The organism is Streptomyces sp. NPDC001351, assembly GCF_042896045.1.
Taxonomy (GTDB): Bacteria; Actinomycetota; Actinomycetes; order Streptomycetales; family Streptomycetaceae; genus Streptomyces.
The window spans coordinates 372,175-386,495 of record NZ_JBIAWS010000002.1 but is presented as its reverse complement, the minus strand read 5'-3'; the positions used below and the strand labels follow the sequence as shown (position 1 = coordinate 386,495).

Below are 14,321 nucleotides of genomic sequence, written 5' to 3'. Positions count from 1 at the left end.
ACACCCCCCATGAGTTTCGGCGGCCCCACCAACCCCTACGGCCCGCAACAGGGCCAGCAGCCGGGCTACGGCTACCCCACGGCTCCCCCGGTGGGCCCCTACGGGGGCGCTCCGGTGATGACGACGATGCCGGGCAGCGTGAGCGCGGGTCGCGTGCTGCTGTGGGTGATCGTCCCGCTGCAGCTCATCGGCGTGGGCCTGTTCGCCTTCGTCGCCGGGGTGGTTCGCAGGACCTCGAACGCCGGCGTCGAGAACGACGCCTCCTTCGAGAAGATCAAGGAGTACTCGTCCGGCGTGCTGTGGGCGCTGGTGGTGTTCGCGCTGGCCTGGGCGGTGTTCGCGGCCGTGCTGGCGCTGAAGTTCAGCGACGGCGGCAACCGTGTCCGGATCACGGCCATCGTCTTCGGCGTCATCACCGCGATGCTGGGCCTCTACCCCTTCGTCGTCGTGGGTCTCCTCCACACGGTTCTCGGCATTCTGATAGCCGTGTTCGCCGGCAACGCGAACGGAACCGCCTGGTTCAACCGCGTACGCCAGTGAACTGCCCGGCGCCACTGAACAGTTCGCGCCAATAAATCGCCAAGGGCCGTGTCTCCCCGTCCGAGGGGGACACGGCCCTGGTGCGTCGCCCTACTCTGACGTGGGTAGCCGGCAGGCACGGGAGACGCACCTTGTACAGCATCATCGTGGTACCTCCGCCGACCACGGAGAACCAGTCCACTCGCACCCAGCTCAGGCTCGCGCCCGGCGAGCGGCTCACGTTCGGGCGCAGCGCCGACTGCGACGTGGAGATCCCCCACAAGGGCGTCTCCCGCAGGGCGGGTGAGATCACCGCGCAGGGCGCCTTCTGGATACTGAGCAACCTCAGCCGGGAGCAGACGTACGTCGTGGAGAATCCGGAGGGCGCCGGCGAGCACATGAAGGTCGGCCCGGGCCGCCTCGACGCCCCCGTCCCCTTCGAGTTCTCCCGGATCGTGCTGCCGGCCGCCGGGGACCTGCTGGCCGTCGAGGTGTGGGCGCCCCGCCACGACTACCTCCACTCCGAGGGCGGCCTCGACGGCGCCACCACCGCCCCCGCCTTCTCCGTCGACCGCACCAAGCGCTATTTCGCGGTCCTCGCGGCCCTGTGCGAACCCCGTCTGCGCGGCGAACCACACGCGCCCCTGCCCACCGTCGACCAGGTCGTCGACCGCCTGCGCCCCAACTGGCCGGCCGCGTCCCGCACGTCCGTGCAGTGGAACATCGACTACCTGGCGGTGAAGCTGCGCCTGAAACCGGGCCCGGACGAGGCGGACACCGGTCCGCGCCTCAACGGCAAGAAGGAGTCGCTGGTCTCGCTCGCACTCCGCTTCGACCTCGTCCGCGAGGACGACCTGGTGGTCCTGGCCGCCTCCCCGTCCGGCCGGGCGGTCCGGTGACCGAGCCGTACGCCGTGCCGGTGCCCAAGGGGTACCGGGTGGGCGTCTGGGAGGTGCGGGAGCCGATCGCGACGGGCGCCTTCGGGAGCGTGTACGAGGGCCGCCGCACGGGCGACGACCTGGCAGGCCCCGGCGAGGAGCTGCCCCGCACGGCCGCCCTGAAGTTCCTGCCGACCGGCACCGGAACCCCCCGCCAACTCGCTCACCTGCGCGAACTCATCGACCGCGAGGTCCAGTTGCACCGCCGCCTCAAGCAGCCGCGCCTGATCCGGATGTACGGCACCCTCACCGTCGACGACCCCGGCCGGCCGGAGTTGGACGGCGCCACCGTCCTCGTACTGGAGAAGGCGGAACGCTCCCTGTCGGCGCTGCTCGCGCACTCGCCGAGACCGAAGGCCGGGCCGGCGCTGCTCGCGCAGATCTGCGAGGGGCTGGCCCAGCTGCACCGGGCAGGCTGGGTGCACGGCGACCTGAAACCGGCCAATGTGCTGCTGATGAAGGACGGTTCGGCGCGGCTCGCCGACTTCAACATGGCGGCGGAGCTGGAAGGCACGCACGCGTACACCCCCGCCTTCTCGACGCCCGACTACACCCCGCCCGAACTCCTGTGGTCGGAGATCGGCACCCGCGGCCGCCAGATCCGCCCCTCCGCCGACGTCTGGGCCTTCGGCGTCCTGGCGCACCTGGTGCTGACCGACTCCTTCCCCCTCCCCGGCGGCACCCCGACCGCCCGCCGCGACGCGGCCGCCGCCTACGCCCGCGGCACCGACGAGCTGCGCCTGTCGCCCGAACTCCCGGACGCCTGGCGGCAGATCGTCCGCGACTGCCTCTCCCGCACGCACGCCGACCGCGTCGGCACGGACACCCTGCTGCGCCGGGTCGCGCAGGCGGCAGGCACGGACCGCCCGCCCCGCCTCCCTCGCCCCGGACGCCGCTCGACGGTGATCGCGAGCGCGACGGCAGCCACCGTCGCGATCGCCGCACTCGGCTACGGCATCAGCACCTGGGCCGACTCCGGCGGCAGCCCGCCTGCCGTCAAGAGCGCCTCCCCCACGGTGAAGATCACCCCCGCCACCTACGGCTCCGCCGAACTCCGCACGGACCGGGACATCCCGGCGGTCTACCGCCCGATGATCGTCGACGCGGCTCACCGCTGCGACCAGGCGGACGTCACGCCCGCGCTCATCGCAGCCATGCTCAAGGCGGAGAGCAACTTCGATCCGAAGCTCTCCGACCCCGGCAAGGACGAGTACGGCATCGCACGCTGGACCCCGAGGCTTCTGCGCTGGTGGATCCGGGCCGACGGCAGGCCGGTGAAGTCGATGCCCAAGCCACCCCTCTCCGTCCCCGACTCGATCACGGCCCTCGGCCACTACCTCTGCTACATCGAGCCGAACCTGACACCCAACCTGCCCGGCGACAAGCGGGTGCTGATCGCCGCCGCGTACCGGACCTCGTACAAGCGAGTGAACGCCACACGCGGGATTCCCCCCGAATACCGCGACTACTGCAAGCGGCTCACCCAGTACCTCAAGGAGTACACGCCACCCGGGAGTTGGTGACCCTGAGACTTCCGAGGTACCGGCCGGCGGGTGCCGGCGGCACGGTGGTACCACTCCGCCACGGCGGAACGACCACCAGAGTTCATGGGGGAAACATCGTGAACATCGCCAAGCCCGCCGCACTCTTCCTCGCGGCCACCGCCCTGCTCGCCGGCTCCACGGTCGCGGCCACCGCGGCCGACACCCCGGACGGCACCCGGGTGACCTCGACGCCGGACGGCATCCGCGTCAACAGCCTCCAGCAGACCGCCGACCAGGTGCTCACCGGCCACCCGAAGGCCCTCAAGTCCACCGCCGACGAGGTCAAGTACGACGGCCTGACCCTGACCCGCGCCCCGAAGAGCAAGCTCGGCGCCCAGGACCTGGCCTGTGACTACGGCCACCTGTGCATGGTCGTCAGGGGCACCAAGTTCGACTTCTACAAGTGCCAGACCTGGACCGTCAGCAACTGGACCGGCGACGGCCCGTTCACCAACAACCAGACGCCCGGCACGGTCGCCAGGTTCTACAACCAGGACGGCAGCGTCCGCTGGACGTCCACGGCGTACGAGGCGGGCACGGCCAGCTGGGACCCGATCTGGTCCCTGCGCCCCTGCTGACAGGGAACCCAACAGGCAGCGGTCTCCGGCTCCCTCGGGGGAGGGCCGGAGACCGCGTACGTCCGGCTGTTGTACGGTCCGGATGCCGCGCCCGAGACCAGGGAGCGGGACCTGTGGACAGGGGGCTCGTGAGCATGCAGCTCGTTTCGGCACCGAAGACGCCGCTGAGCAGGAGAAGGAGGACCGCGGTCGCGGTGGAGGCACTGATCGTGTCTCCGGTGCTGATGGCGGGCACGGCCTGCGGATCCAAGAACGCCGGCACACACGACACCTCGACGGCGGCCGCGAAACCTGCCGCCGGGCACAGCAGCCCGGCGGCGACCCCGGCGGCACAGACGTCACCCCCACCCGGCCCGGCACAGAAGCTGGCCGACCTCGACGGCAACCTTCGGCCTGCCGACCAGTACCAACAGGTACTGGCGGCACTGGCGCCACGCTGCACGGAGGACCTCCCCCACCTGACGACCGTCGTCGACACAACGCTCAGAGCCCTGAAGAAGAAGGGCGGCGCCGACGAGGACGAGTTCAGCGTGCTGCAGAAGCTGGAGGCCTGGGTGCCTGCGGGGAAGCCACGGACGGCCTGCGCGTCGAAGGCGGCGGCCTACGCCGCACAACGCGATCCGGTGACCCGGTAGTCTCTCGTCAACCAGTGGTGCCGCAGGGCTCGTTGGGGTGACCGAGGTCGACAGAGAACACGTCGGGGGATCCATGTCAGACGCCGCCCTCGCGGAGACGTGTGCGAGGCTCCTGCGGCCGGCCGACCCGGCGCGTATCGGGCCGTATGTGCCGTTGGGGCTGCTCGGCAGCGGTGGCATGGGGCGCGTCTATCTGGCGCGGTACGGCGACGGGACGCCCGGGCTGGCCGCGGTGAAGGTCGTTCGGCCCGAGCTCGCCGAAGATCCGCGCTTCCGGCGGCGGTTCGAGCGGGAGGCCACCGTGCACGCGCGCGTGGGCGCGCCGTACACGCCGGAGCTCTTCGGTACCGGGTTCGAGGCCGACAGCGAGTTGCTGTGGATGGCGACGGCGTATCTGCCGGGGCTCAATCTCGCGGACGCGGTACGGGACTGCGGCGTGCTGGAGCCGTCCGGGGCGTGGCGGCTGGTGGCGGATCTCGGCCGGGCACTGGGCGCGCTGGCGGCCGTCGGGATCGTGCACCGGGACTTCAAACCGTCGAACGTACTGCTCACTCAACAGGGCGCGCACGTCATCGACTTCGGCATCGCACAGGCCGTCGACGCCAGCGCGATCACCACCACCGGCAGCAGGGTCGGCACCCCGGCCTTCATGTCCCCGGAGTACCTCAGGGACGGCCGCTGCGACACGGCATCCGACGTGTTCTGCTGCGCGAGCACCGTGGTCCACGCGCTCACCGGGCACGCCCCGTTCGGCGACGGCACCGGCATGGACGTCCTGCACCGCGTCGCCTCCGAGCAGCCGAACGCCGAGATCATGGCCGAGGTCGCGGCCATCGACCCCGCCCTGGCCGCGCTCCTGACGGCCTGCCTCAGCAAGGACCCCGCGCTACGGCCCGGCCCACAGGACCTCATCGACACCGCCGCCGCACACCCACGGGCCACGTCCTGGCAGGAGCCCCTGGGCGGCCGCCTCCTCGCCCGTCAGAAGGCCTACGAGGTACTCCGGGCCGGCCCGGTGCCGGGCGGACACCCTCAGCAGACGCCGACCCAGCGGGTGACGTACCCGGGGGCAGGGCCGGGGTTCGGCCCACCGGTGACTCCGGTGGTACCGGTGCCCCCGCCGGCCGCACCGGCCGGGCGCCGCAGGAGGCCGTACGCCGCCGTCGCCGCCGTACTCGCGGTGTGCACGGTCGCCGCAACCGCCTTCCTGCTCACCCGCCCGTCGTCCTCCGACGCCACCGCGGGCGCCGCCTCCACCGCCACCACGGCCGACGACGGCGGCGGGCCCTCCGCGCCCTCCTGGAATCCGAAGGAGAAGGGGCAGCACAAGCCGAAGGGGCAGGGGCAGGGGCAGCTGGTGGACACGGGCGCCTCCGCCACCCCTTCCCCGTCCGGCAACAGCACTCAAAGCGCCGGCCCCACTCCCCACCCCACCTCCAGGACACCCGGCACCCCGACCCCCATCCCCTCGAAGTCGACCCCCGCCCCCGCGAAACCACCGTGGCTCACCGACTGCACCTACTACTCCGGCACCGAACAGACCCAGCTCGGGGACCGCGGCCAACGCGTCGTACAGGTGCAGTGCATGCTGACCAAACGCGGCTACAGCGTGGGCGGTTCGGGCGTGGACGGCGACTTCGGCAAGGACACCGACGCGGCGGTACGAAGCTTCCAGACCGCCAGGGGACTGGAGGTCGACGGCCAGGTGGGCCCCAACACCTGGGCGGCACTGCGCAGTTCGACCTGAGGCGCCTTACGGGTAGTACGGCGTGTAGGTGATCGAGGAGACCTTCAGATACCTCGCACCGTCTCCCGTGGCCCAGGTCGAGTCGTTGGGGTTGCCCGGCCAGTCGCCGCCGACGGCGGTGTTGACGATGAAGTGCATCCCCACACCCGCGGGAGTGGTGTACCACTTGGTGCCGGTGATGGTGCCGTCCACGGCGAAGTCGATGTGATCGGGCCACCAGGTGAACGAGTACGTGTGGTACGCGTTGGTCCAGCCCGCACCGTTCGTCTTCGAGAACTGGGTCTGGGCGTTGTTGGTGTCGTGGGAGGTCTGGTAGACGGTGTTCGCGTTCTGGCCGACGATTTCGGCGGCGTCGAACTCGGGCAGCCACGGATTCAGGTAGGCCGCCCACACCGCGGGCAGGAGGCCCTGGCCGTTGGGCATGTTCGCGGTGAAGCTGTAGGTGCCGTAGCCGTAGAGCGCCTTGGACTCGACCCGGCCCGAGTAGTACGTGCCGCCCGACCTGTAGGTCTTGATGACGAGGGTGTTGCCCTCGTACCAGACGCAGCCCGGAGTGTAGGTCTCCAGCTCGTTGTTGGCGGTCCACCGTGCGTTGATGACGTTCCACGAGTTGACGGTCTGGGGGGCTCCCCAGGACGCGGCGTGGGCTTGCGGCTGTCCCAGGAGAAGCAGGGACAGTGCCGCCAGGGCGGCCACTATGAGGCGTCCCGGCCGGAGAAGTGCAGCTGACATCGCGGCTCCATCGCTCGGATGACATGGGGGTGTGGGAGCGGTCCCACTCCCATCATCCGGACTGTAGGAGTCCGTTCAATGTTTGACAAGATGCGCGGCGCGGATCGCTTCCTGGCTTCCGGAGTTGAAGCCGGCGGCTGCCCTGTCCACGGGCGATACGCGGGCTGCTAGCCGAAATCCGGGACGGCCGGGGAGGTCCAGAAGGTCACAGCCGGCCCATAGGACCCGTCCTCCTCGTCGCCGACCTCGACGGTGATCTCCCGGTCCGGATAGCGCGCGGACAGGACTCCCTGCCAGCACTCCCCCAGAGCCAGCGCGAGCTGGGGCAGCTCCTCCCCGAGCTGTTCGTCGTCCGTCCGGGAAGCGTTGATGAAGACGTCCCACAATCTGACCTGATTGACGACTGCTTCGATGCGCTCCCGATCAGGGCCCACAGTCGTGAACCAGTTGTCGACAGTGTCCTGGCTGAAGTTCTCCTTGAGGAACACGCAACCGCGGTACTCGACCGTCTCGGGACAGAACAGCCAGGCCGCTGCCAGGACGAAGCGCAAGCCGCCCTCGTAGTCGAGGTAGTTGGAGGGGGAGAGCTCCTCGTCCTTCCATTCGGTGCGCCACCGCTTGAAGAACGCCGGCAGTTCGCGTTCGGACCACGCCGGTTTTCTGGTGCTCACGGGATCTCCCAGGGGAATGCGGCGCGCACTGACCTCGATGGGCGCACAAAGACCTCACCGGTCTTCGGATTGGTATTACGCGAGTATTCTACGACGTGCGGAGTCTCCACTCCGCCGTGCGAGGCGCCCTCCAGGTCCACCCGCTTCAGGGCACGGCCTTCGGAGTCGTAAGTCGTGTAGTTGGTTACTTTTCCGGTCTGCGGATCGGTCTTGTAGAGGGTTCCGTCTTTCGGACCGTTCTCCACCGGCAGATTGTTTCCCGCGCGACCGCCGGTGCCCTTGAACTCCTGACCATTCTTGATCAGATCGGACGCCTGCTGCTGTGCGGAGCCGCCGGCGCCGGAGCCCTCGCTGTTCATCTGCAGGGGTTCGACCGCGGAGTCGCTCGTGGCGTGCTGGGCAAGGTCCAGCGCGCCCGCACCCGCCATACCGACGCCTGTGGCGATCCCGGCGGCGGAGACGACGTTGAGGGGCACTCCGGCGATGGCGCCCGCGCCTGTCGCGTCCAGGAGAACGCCTACGCCCTCGCCGCCGGCGCTGACCCCGGCCAGGAGCATGCCGCCGAGCATCGCAGCGCTGTCGCCGGGATGCTGGAGCATGGCGTTCCCGAAGGAGGCGAGGTCGTTGACGACCGTCTTGCCTCCGTCCAGTAGTTCTTCACCCGCATCGCTGAAGAAGTCGCCGACCTTGGACCAGAATCCCGGGCGTTCCGGAGCGGACTCCGTGGCCTTCTTCACCAGCGTGGCCGCGGTGTGTCCCGCGCTGTCCACATTGCTGCGAGCGGTTTCGAGATTCCCGCGGGCCGTGGCACGGTCCGCCTCGCCGGGGTCGTTGAAAGGGATCTCGGAGTTGTCCCCTTTGCTGCGCGCCTGGTTTACCTGTTGCTCGTAGGCGCTTTTGGCGGCCTTGGTGGCTGCCTCGCCACGCGCGAATTGGGATATGGCCTCACCGGCGCGCTGCTGGGCCGACCGCAGGGTGTAGATGTAGTCGTACAGGGCGTTCGCGGCGGCATGGAATTCATTGCCCGCCTCGATCCATCTCGTCGGCTGACCATGGAATCGATCACGGAAGGCATCGGCGGCCTCGCCCCTCCAGCCATCCGCGGTGTCGATTTTCGCCAGCCCTTCACCGGCCTCTACGAGTACATCACCGTAGGCGAGCAGGGACTGGGCCGTCGTGGTCAGAGAGTCCGGTGCGCCGGGTACGAGCTCGCGGGGATCCGACGTCTCTCCGAGCTCGGCCATCAGGACGCCCCCGGGTCTTTGCCGGACGAGGACTCAAGAATTCCCTGCGTCGAGAGCTGGATATGCTGCTCGGCCGCTTCGTAGTTCGTGACGCAGTGGTTCAGCCGGTCGGAGACCTCCGCACCGTCAGAGGCCAGATGTGAGACGCCGATGTTCCACCGGTCACAGAAATCGTTGACTGCCGAGGCCAGTTCATCGTGTCCGAAGTCGTCCTTGGGAGCATCGATGTCGCTCACCTTCTTGGTGGCCATCGCGTTCAGAGTGGTACTGATCCCGGATGCGGCTTTGCGCAGCGCGTCGAGATCCACGGAGAACCCGTCCGACATCTTCCATACCCTCCCGATGCCCGGCGCCTGAACCAGTCGCCCGACATGCCCCCGTCGAGATGCCCCCTCAAGGACCGCAATCGAGAGGGGAGCCTAGCAACGGATCCGATGGGTCGGACCAGGCGGGCCTGACTTGGGAGCGCGGAAGAACCGCCCGTACGCGGCGAACCGCGTACGGGCGGATGAGACGGCATCAGGTGCGCGGCTCAGCGGAGGCGGCTCAGTGGAAGAAGTGCCGCGTCCCCGTGAAGTACATCGTCACGCCCGCCTTCTTCGCGGCCTCGACCACCAGCTCGTCGCGGACCGAGCCGCCCGGCTGGACGACCGCCTTCACGCCGGCCTCGATGAGGATCTCCAGGCCGTCCGGGAAGGGGAAGAACGCGTCCGAGGCGGCGTACGAGCCCTGCGCGCGCTCGGCGCCCGCCCGCTCGACGGCGAGCTTCGCGGAGTCGACGCGGTTGACCTGACCCATGCCGACGCCGACCGAGGCGCCGTCCTTGGCGAGGAGGATCGCGTTGGACTTGACGGCACGGCAGGCCTTCCAGGCGAAGGACAGCTCGGCCAGTTCGTCCGCGGAGAGTGCCTCGCCCGTGGCCAGCGTCCAGTTGGCCGGGTCGTCGCCCTCGGCCTGGAGGCGGTCGGTGACCTGGAGGAGCGCGCCGCCGTCGATGGGCTTGATCTCTGCGGGGTGCGAGGGGGCCGCCGGGGCCTTCAGGACGCGGATGTTCTTCTTCTTGGCGAGGGCCTCCAGCGCGCCCTCCTCGTAGTCCGGCGCGACGATGACCTCGGTGAAGATCTCGGCGACCTGCTCGGCCATCTCCTTCGACACCGGACGGTTGACCGCGATGACGCCTCCGAACGCGGACAGCGGGTCACAGGCGTGCGCCTTGCGGTGCGCCTCCGCGACGTCCGAACCGACCGCGATACCGCAGGGGTTGGCGTGCTTGATGATCGCGACGGCCGGCTCGTCGTGGTCGTACGCGGCACGGCGCGCGGCGTCCGTGTCCGTGTAGTTGTTGTACGACATCTCCTTGCCGTGCAGCTGCTCGGCCTGCGCGAGGCCGCTGCCGCCCGCGGCGGAGCCGCTGATGGATGCAGTGTCGACGTACAGGGCGGCGGGCTGGTGCGGGTTCTCGCCGTAGCGCAGGGTGTGCGCGCGCTCCCAGGTGGCGCCCAGGAAGTCGGGGAAGACAGAGTCGTCCACAGGCGCGTACGCGCTCGCGAACCAGCTCGCGACCGCGATGTCGTACTCGGCCGTGTGCCGGAAGGCCTCCGCGGCGAGCCGCTTGCGGGTGGTGAGGTCGAAGCCGCCGTCCTTGGCCGCGGCCAGGACGTCCCCGTACCGCGCCGGGCTGGTGACCACGGCGACCGACGGGTGGTTCTTGGCGGCCGCGCGGACCATCGACGGGCCGCCGATGTCGATCTGCTCGACGCACTCGTCGGGGGACGCTCCCGAGGCGACGGTCTCGCGGAACGGGTAGAGGTTGACCACGACGAGGTCGAACGGCTCGACGCCCAGCTCGGCCAGCTGCTCGCGGTGGCTCTCCAGGCGCAGGTCGGCGAGGATGCCCGCGTGCACCCTGGGGTGCAGGGTCTTGACCCGGCCGTCCAGGCACTCGGGGAACCCGGTGAGCTCCTCGACCTTGGTGACGGGGACACCCGCGGCGGCGATACGGCCGGCGGTGGACCCGGTGGAGACGAGCTCCACGCCCGCCTCGTGCAGGCCGCGTGCGAGGTCCTCGAGGCCGGTCTTGTCGTAGACGCTGACGAGCGCCCGGCGAAGGGGCCGCTTGTTGCTGTCGGCGGTCACTGGATAACTACCTTTCGTCCCTCAATGCGATAGCCGTTGCGGGCGAGCCGCCCCACGACATCGACGAGCAGCCTTCGCTCGACTTCCTTGATGCGCTCGTGCAGAGCGCTCTCGTCGTCCTCGTCCCGGACCTCCACCACGCCCTGAGCGATGATCGGTCCGGTGTCGACGCCGTCGTCGACGAAGTGGACGGTGCAGCCGGTGACCCTGGCGCCGTACGCGAGCGCGTCGCGCACACCGTGGGCTCCGGGAAAACTGGGGAGGAGGGCCGGGTGCGTGTTCACGAACCGGCCGCCGAAGCGGGCCAGGAACTCCTTGCCCACGATCTTCATGAACCCGGCGGAGACGACCAGGTCGGGCTCGTACGAGGCGACCGCCTCGGCGAGCGCCGCGTCCCACTCCTCGCGGCTCCCGTAGTCCTTGACCCTCGTCACGAAGGTCGGCAGCCCGGCGCGCTCGGCGCGGGCGAGCCCCTCGATGCCGGCGCGGTCGGCCCCGACGGCCACGATCTCGGCGCCGTAGGCCTCGACGCCGGTCGTCTCGATGGCGTCCAGCAGCGCCTGGAGGTTGGTGCCGGATCCGGAGACCAGCACGACGAGGCGCTTGGCCACGGGCTTGGCGGCCACGGTGGGGCCCTTTCTCGGGGGAGCGTTTCCGTACAGTCGGCCGTATGTACGTTCGTACGAATGCTTCGCGCCCCGGGATACGGGGAAGTCTACGAAGCGGCCGAACGCCAGCAACGATACCGGCACTCCGGGCAGCCCCCACGGGACGGGGGCGCGGCCGGAAGGTAGCGTCTGGGAGAGCCCGGGTCGGGAACGCGGTCGTGGTGCTGTGCGTTTCCGAAGTGGAAGCTCGTGCAAAGACAGCTGTACGAACGCCTGTCAATGCTTGATCAACGCCTGCTCACCGCCGTATCGCCTAGGGGAAGACGCTCACTTGATGCCGGACCGCAGCCTGCGACTGCTCACGCTCCCCCCGCAGTCGGTGGAGGGAGGGGAGCACCGCGGCGTGCTGCTGCGGGAGCGCCCCGCCTCTCCGCCCGACGCGCCCTCGGACCGGAAACCCGGCGACTCCGCCGAGGACGACAACCCGTTCGCCCCGCCTCCGGAGGGCACCCCGGACCGCCCGTGGCGGCCGCGCCGCCCGGCCGAGGGGGAGAACGGCGACGGGTCCGGCGAGTCCGGTTCCCCCTGGGGCAGCCAGTGGAGCGACCGCCAGCCGGGCCGCTCCCCCGGCGGTTTCGGTGAGCGCCCCGGCAGTCCGCCCCCCGGCCCCGAGGGCCAGGGCGGCAACACCCCGGGCTCCGGCATGCGCTGGGACCCGACGGACCCCTCGCAGCGCCGCGCCCGCTACGCCCTGCTGTGCGGCATGTGGGCGTTCTTCTTCGCCCTGTTCAGCTGGCCGTATGTGGCCCTGCTGCTGGGCGCCCTCGCCCTGTACTGGGGCATCAGCGCCCTGCGCGCCGGGACCGCCGCCGAGCCCGCGGGCGATCCGGGCGGCCGGCCGCAGACGACGGCGGCAGTGACCGGCCTGGTCACGGCGTCCCTGGCGATCGTGCTGGTGGCCGCGACGTTCACCGCGCAGATGGTGTACAGCGATTACTACACCTGCACCAACGACGCCCTCACGAACCAGGCGAGGCAGTCCTGCACCCAGCTGCTGCCGAAGGACCTGCGGGGGCTGCTGGGTACGAACGGCTGACGAACGGCCGGCACGGCAGCGCGGCCGGCGTTCACGGCCCGTCCGGTGCGTCCGGCGTCCGAGGCGGGTCGGACGCGTCCTTGAGGGCTGCCCAGCGGGACTCGCGGGTGGCTTCGCCGGGCCATGAGGCCGCCGGCTGGGGCGACGGTTCGGCGGGCAGGAAGTCGTACTCCCGGAACCCCGCCTCCTCCTGGTCACGCAGCGCGCCGTACGCGTCGTCCTGGTCGTAGGGGGCGGAGGGCGTCCCGGTGTCCGCCGGATTCTGCGCTCCTCCCGAGGCCGACTTCTTCTTCCGGAACCGGCCCCGGCCCTTCGCCTTCTCCGCTTTCTCGGCTTTCTCGGCCTTCTCGGCCTTCTCGGCCTTCTTCGACCTCTCCTGCTTCTCCTGCTTGTCCTGCTTCGAGTCCGTGGCCTCCGGCCTCGGCTCGACGATCTTCGCTTCGGGATCCATGGGCTTCGGCCTCAGATGGAGGGTGTTCGACCCGGCTTCTCCCCCACGTCCCCGGCGCGTCCGGCACCGCCAGGCCCGCACGCCGACCGCCGTCGGAATCGCCGCGACCGCCGTCCATACGACCGCCGCGCCCCCCGTCTCCCACCACACCGGACCGAACCTGGCGAGCTCCGCGACCCCGAGCCGCCCGCCCGCCATCGTCGCGAGTACGGCCATCGCCGCCCCGCACAGCAGCGCCGCCAGCAAGGCAGTGCCGGCGGTCTGCCGGGCACCGGATGTTGCGGCGTCGGCCGAGGAGGACGCGCCGCGCGCTTCCGCCCCGCCCACGAACCACCCCACCGCGAGTCCGGCCGCCACCGGCACCGCTCCCGCGACCCAGTTCGGCCACTCGCCGGCCCCCGCGTCCGGCACCGCGGCCAGCAGCGGAAACGGTGGCAACAGCGGGGCCGGTGCCGAGGACAGCGGGTCCACCACATGGCCGGTGCCGAGCACGAACCCGGGCCCGAGGGCGTACGCCGCCCCCCACACGGCCGCGTTCGGCACCAGCACCAGGCACAGGAACAGCACGGCGAAACGGCCCGACCAGCCCTCCGTGAGCTGCAGGAAGGAGACCCGCGCCGTCCCGCCGTGCCACACCAGTGACACGGCCACCAGGGCCGCCCCGCCCCCGACGAGCACCGCCGCCCCGGCCCCCGCGGACCGCGCCGCGATGCCCAGGCGGGCGTGCGAACCCGGCCCGCGGACGAAGCTGCGCAGACCGGACGGCAGCAGCTTCAGCACACCGTCGAACGCCCTGCGCGGATGCCCGTACGCCGTCCACACCCCGGCCCCCGCCATCACCATGACGAGCACCGGCAGGCACAGCATGGCCCGCCCCCAGGAGGGCCGCAGCTCTCCGCCGGAGGCGTACAGCGCCGCGGCCGCGCCGACGCCGAGGTAGCCGAGGACGACGCCCGCCCAGGCCGTACGGGCGGACAGCAGCGGCCCGTCCTCCTCGCCGCCGTACACCACGTCCCGCGCCGCCCGGTGCACCAGCAGTACCGGCACCGCGAACAGCAGCAGCGGCGTCACACCCACCGGGGCGGGGACACCGGAGAGCGTGTCGGTGCGGAGCAGTTCGGTGCCGTGCGCCAGCAGCCACAGCGCGGCGGCGACATGTAGCGCGCCGCCGGGCCCGCTGTCGGGGTACGGCGAGCTGATCCAGAACACCATCACCAGCACGGTGATCGCCCCGAGCCCCAGCCCGGCGGCCACCGCACCGCCCGCCACGCCGGCGCCAAGGCCGGGCGATCGGTCCTGCATCCTGGCCCGGATCCGGGCACGCAGGTACGGCAACGGAGCTCGGCGAGCGGTCGTCTGGATCACGACCGCCATGCTCCCAACGACACGCGCTTTCTCGCCGTAATAGGCAAACCGCCGAAG

The 14,321-nt window shown here is 70.7% G+C and carries 14 protein-coding genes; 7 read left to right on the top strand and 7 right to left on the bottom strand.

Annotated elements, in window-relative coordinates; genetic code table 11:
- Positions 1-9 precede the first annotated feature (9 nt).
- From ACFY1U_RS07360 to ACFY1U_RS07335, 6 genes are all read left to right on the top strand, one after another.
- Positions 10-540 carry a hypothetical protein gene (locus ACFY1U_RS07360; protein WP_390693135.1) on the top strand — a complete coding sequence of 177 codons (531 nt, stop codon included), beginning with the start codon at positions 10-12 and terminating at the stop codon, positions 538-540.
- 131 nt (positions 541-671) lie between these two features.
- On the top strand, positions 672-1,418 hold the full coding sequence (locus ACFY1U_RS07355) for an FHA domain-containing protein (protein ID WP_390693134.1): 747 nt from the start codon (positions 672-674) through the stop codon (positions 1,416-1,418).
- Positions 1,415-2,980 (top strand): protein kinase, encoded by a 1,566-nt coding sequence (locus tag ACFY1U_RS07350; protein ID WP_390693133.1) that lies wholly within the window; start codon positions 1,415-1,417, stop codon positions 2,978-2,980. The genes ACFY1U_RS07355 and ACFY1U_RS07350 overlap by 4 nt, the downstream gene beginning before the upstream one ends.
- A gap of 98 nt (positions 2,981-3,078) precedes the next feature.
- Positions 3,079-3,579, top strand: a complete 501-nt coding sequence (locus ACFY1U_RS07345; protein ID WP_390693132.1) for a hypothetical protein — start codon at positions 3,079-3,081, stop codon at positions 3,577-3,579.
- A 134-nt stretch (positions 3,580-3,713) separates the two neighbouring features.
- Positions 3,714-4,214, top strand: a complete 501-nt coding sequence (locus ACFY1U_RS07340; protein ID WP_390693131.1) for a hypothetical protein — start codon at positions 3,714-3,716, stop codon at positions 4,212-4,214.
- Positions 4,215-4,287: 73 nt separating this feature from the next.
- Positions 4,288-5,961 (top strand): protein kinase, encoded by a 1,674-nt coding sequence (locus tag ACFY1U_RS07335; RefSeq protein WP_390693130.1) that lies wholly within the window; start codon positions 4,288-4,290, stop codon positions 5,959-5,961.
- 6 nt (positions 5,962-5,967) lie between these two features.
- On the opposite strand, the gene ACFY1U_RS07330 is transcribed toward ACFY1U_RS07335, so the two are convergent.
- From ACFY1U_RS07330 to purN, 6 genes are all read right to left on the bottom strand, one after another.
- Complete coding sequence (locus ACFY1U_RS07330; RefSeq protein WP_390693129.1) at positions 5,968-6,693, bottom strand: family 16 glycosylhydrolase; 726 nt, start codon at positions 6,691-6,693, stop codon at positions 5,968-5,970.
- Positions 6,694-6,860: 167 nt separating this feature from the next.
- Complete coding sequence (locus ACFY1U_RS07325; RefSeq protein WP_390693128.1) at positions 6,861-7,364, bottom strand: hypothetical protein; 504 nt, start codon at positions 7,362-7,364, stop codon at positions 6,861-6,863.
- Entirely contained in the window at positions 7,361-8,608 is a 1,248-nt protein-coding gene (locus ACFY1U_RS07320) for a putative T7SS-secreted protein (RefSeq protein ID WP_390693127.1), read from the bottom strand. Before ACFY1U_RS07320 ends, ACFY1U_RS07325 begins: the two co-directional genes overlap by 4 nt.
- Entirely contained in the window at positions 8,608-8,916 is a 309-nt protein-coding gene (locus ACFY1U_RS07315) for a hypothetical protein (protein ID WP_390693126.1), read from the bottom strand. Before ACFY1U_RS07315 ends, ACFY1U_RS07320 begins: the two co-directional genes overlap by 1 nt.
- Before the next feature lie 238 nt (positions 8,917-9,154).
- Positions 9,155-10,744, bottom strand: a complete 1,590-nt coding sequence (gene purH, locus ACFY1U_RS07310) for a bifunctional phosphoribosylaminoimidazolecarboxamide formyltransferase/IMP cyclohydrolase (protein ID WP_390693125.1) — start codon at positions 10,742-10,744, stop codon at positions 9,155-9,157.
- The gene (purN, locus tag ACFY1U_RS07305) at positions 10,741-11,370 is read right to left on the bottom strand and encodes a phosphoribosylglycinamide formyltransferase (protein ID WP_344404563.1); all 630 of its coding nucleotides are present in this window, start codon (positions 11,368-11,370) and stop codon (positions 10,741-10,743) included. The genes purH and purN overlap by 4 nt, the downstream gene beginning before the upstream one ends.
- 316 nt (positions 11,371-11,686) lie before the next feature.
- Here purN and ACFY1U_RS07300 point away from each other — a divergent pair, with 316 nt between their 5' ends.
- Complete coding sequence (locus ACFY1U_RS07300) at positions 11,687-12,448, top strand: hypothetical protein (protein ID WP_390693124.1); 762 nt, start codon at positions 11,687-11,689, stop codon at positions 12,446-12,448.
- 31 nt (positions 12,449-12,479) lie between these two features.
- On the opposite strand, the gene ACFY1U_RS07295 is transcribed toward ACFY1U_RS07300, so the two are convergent.
- Positions 12,480-14,273 (bottom strand): DUF6350 family protein, encoded by a 1,794-nt coding sequence (locus tag ACFY1U_RS07295; RefSeq protein ID WP_390693123.1) that lies wholly within the window; start codon positions 14,271-14,273, stop codon positions 12,480-12,482.
- Between the last annotated feature and the right edge of the window lie 48 nt (positions 14,274-14,321).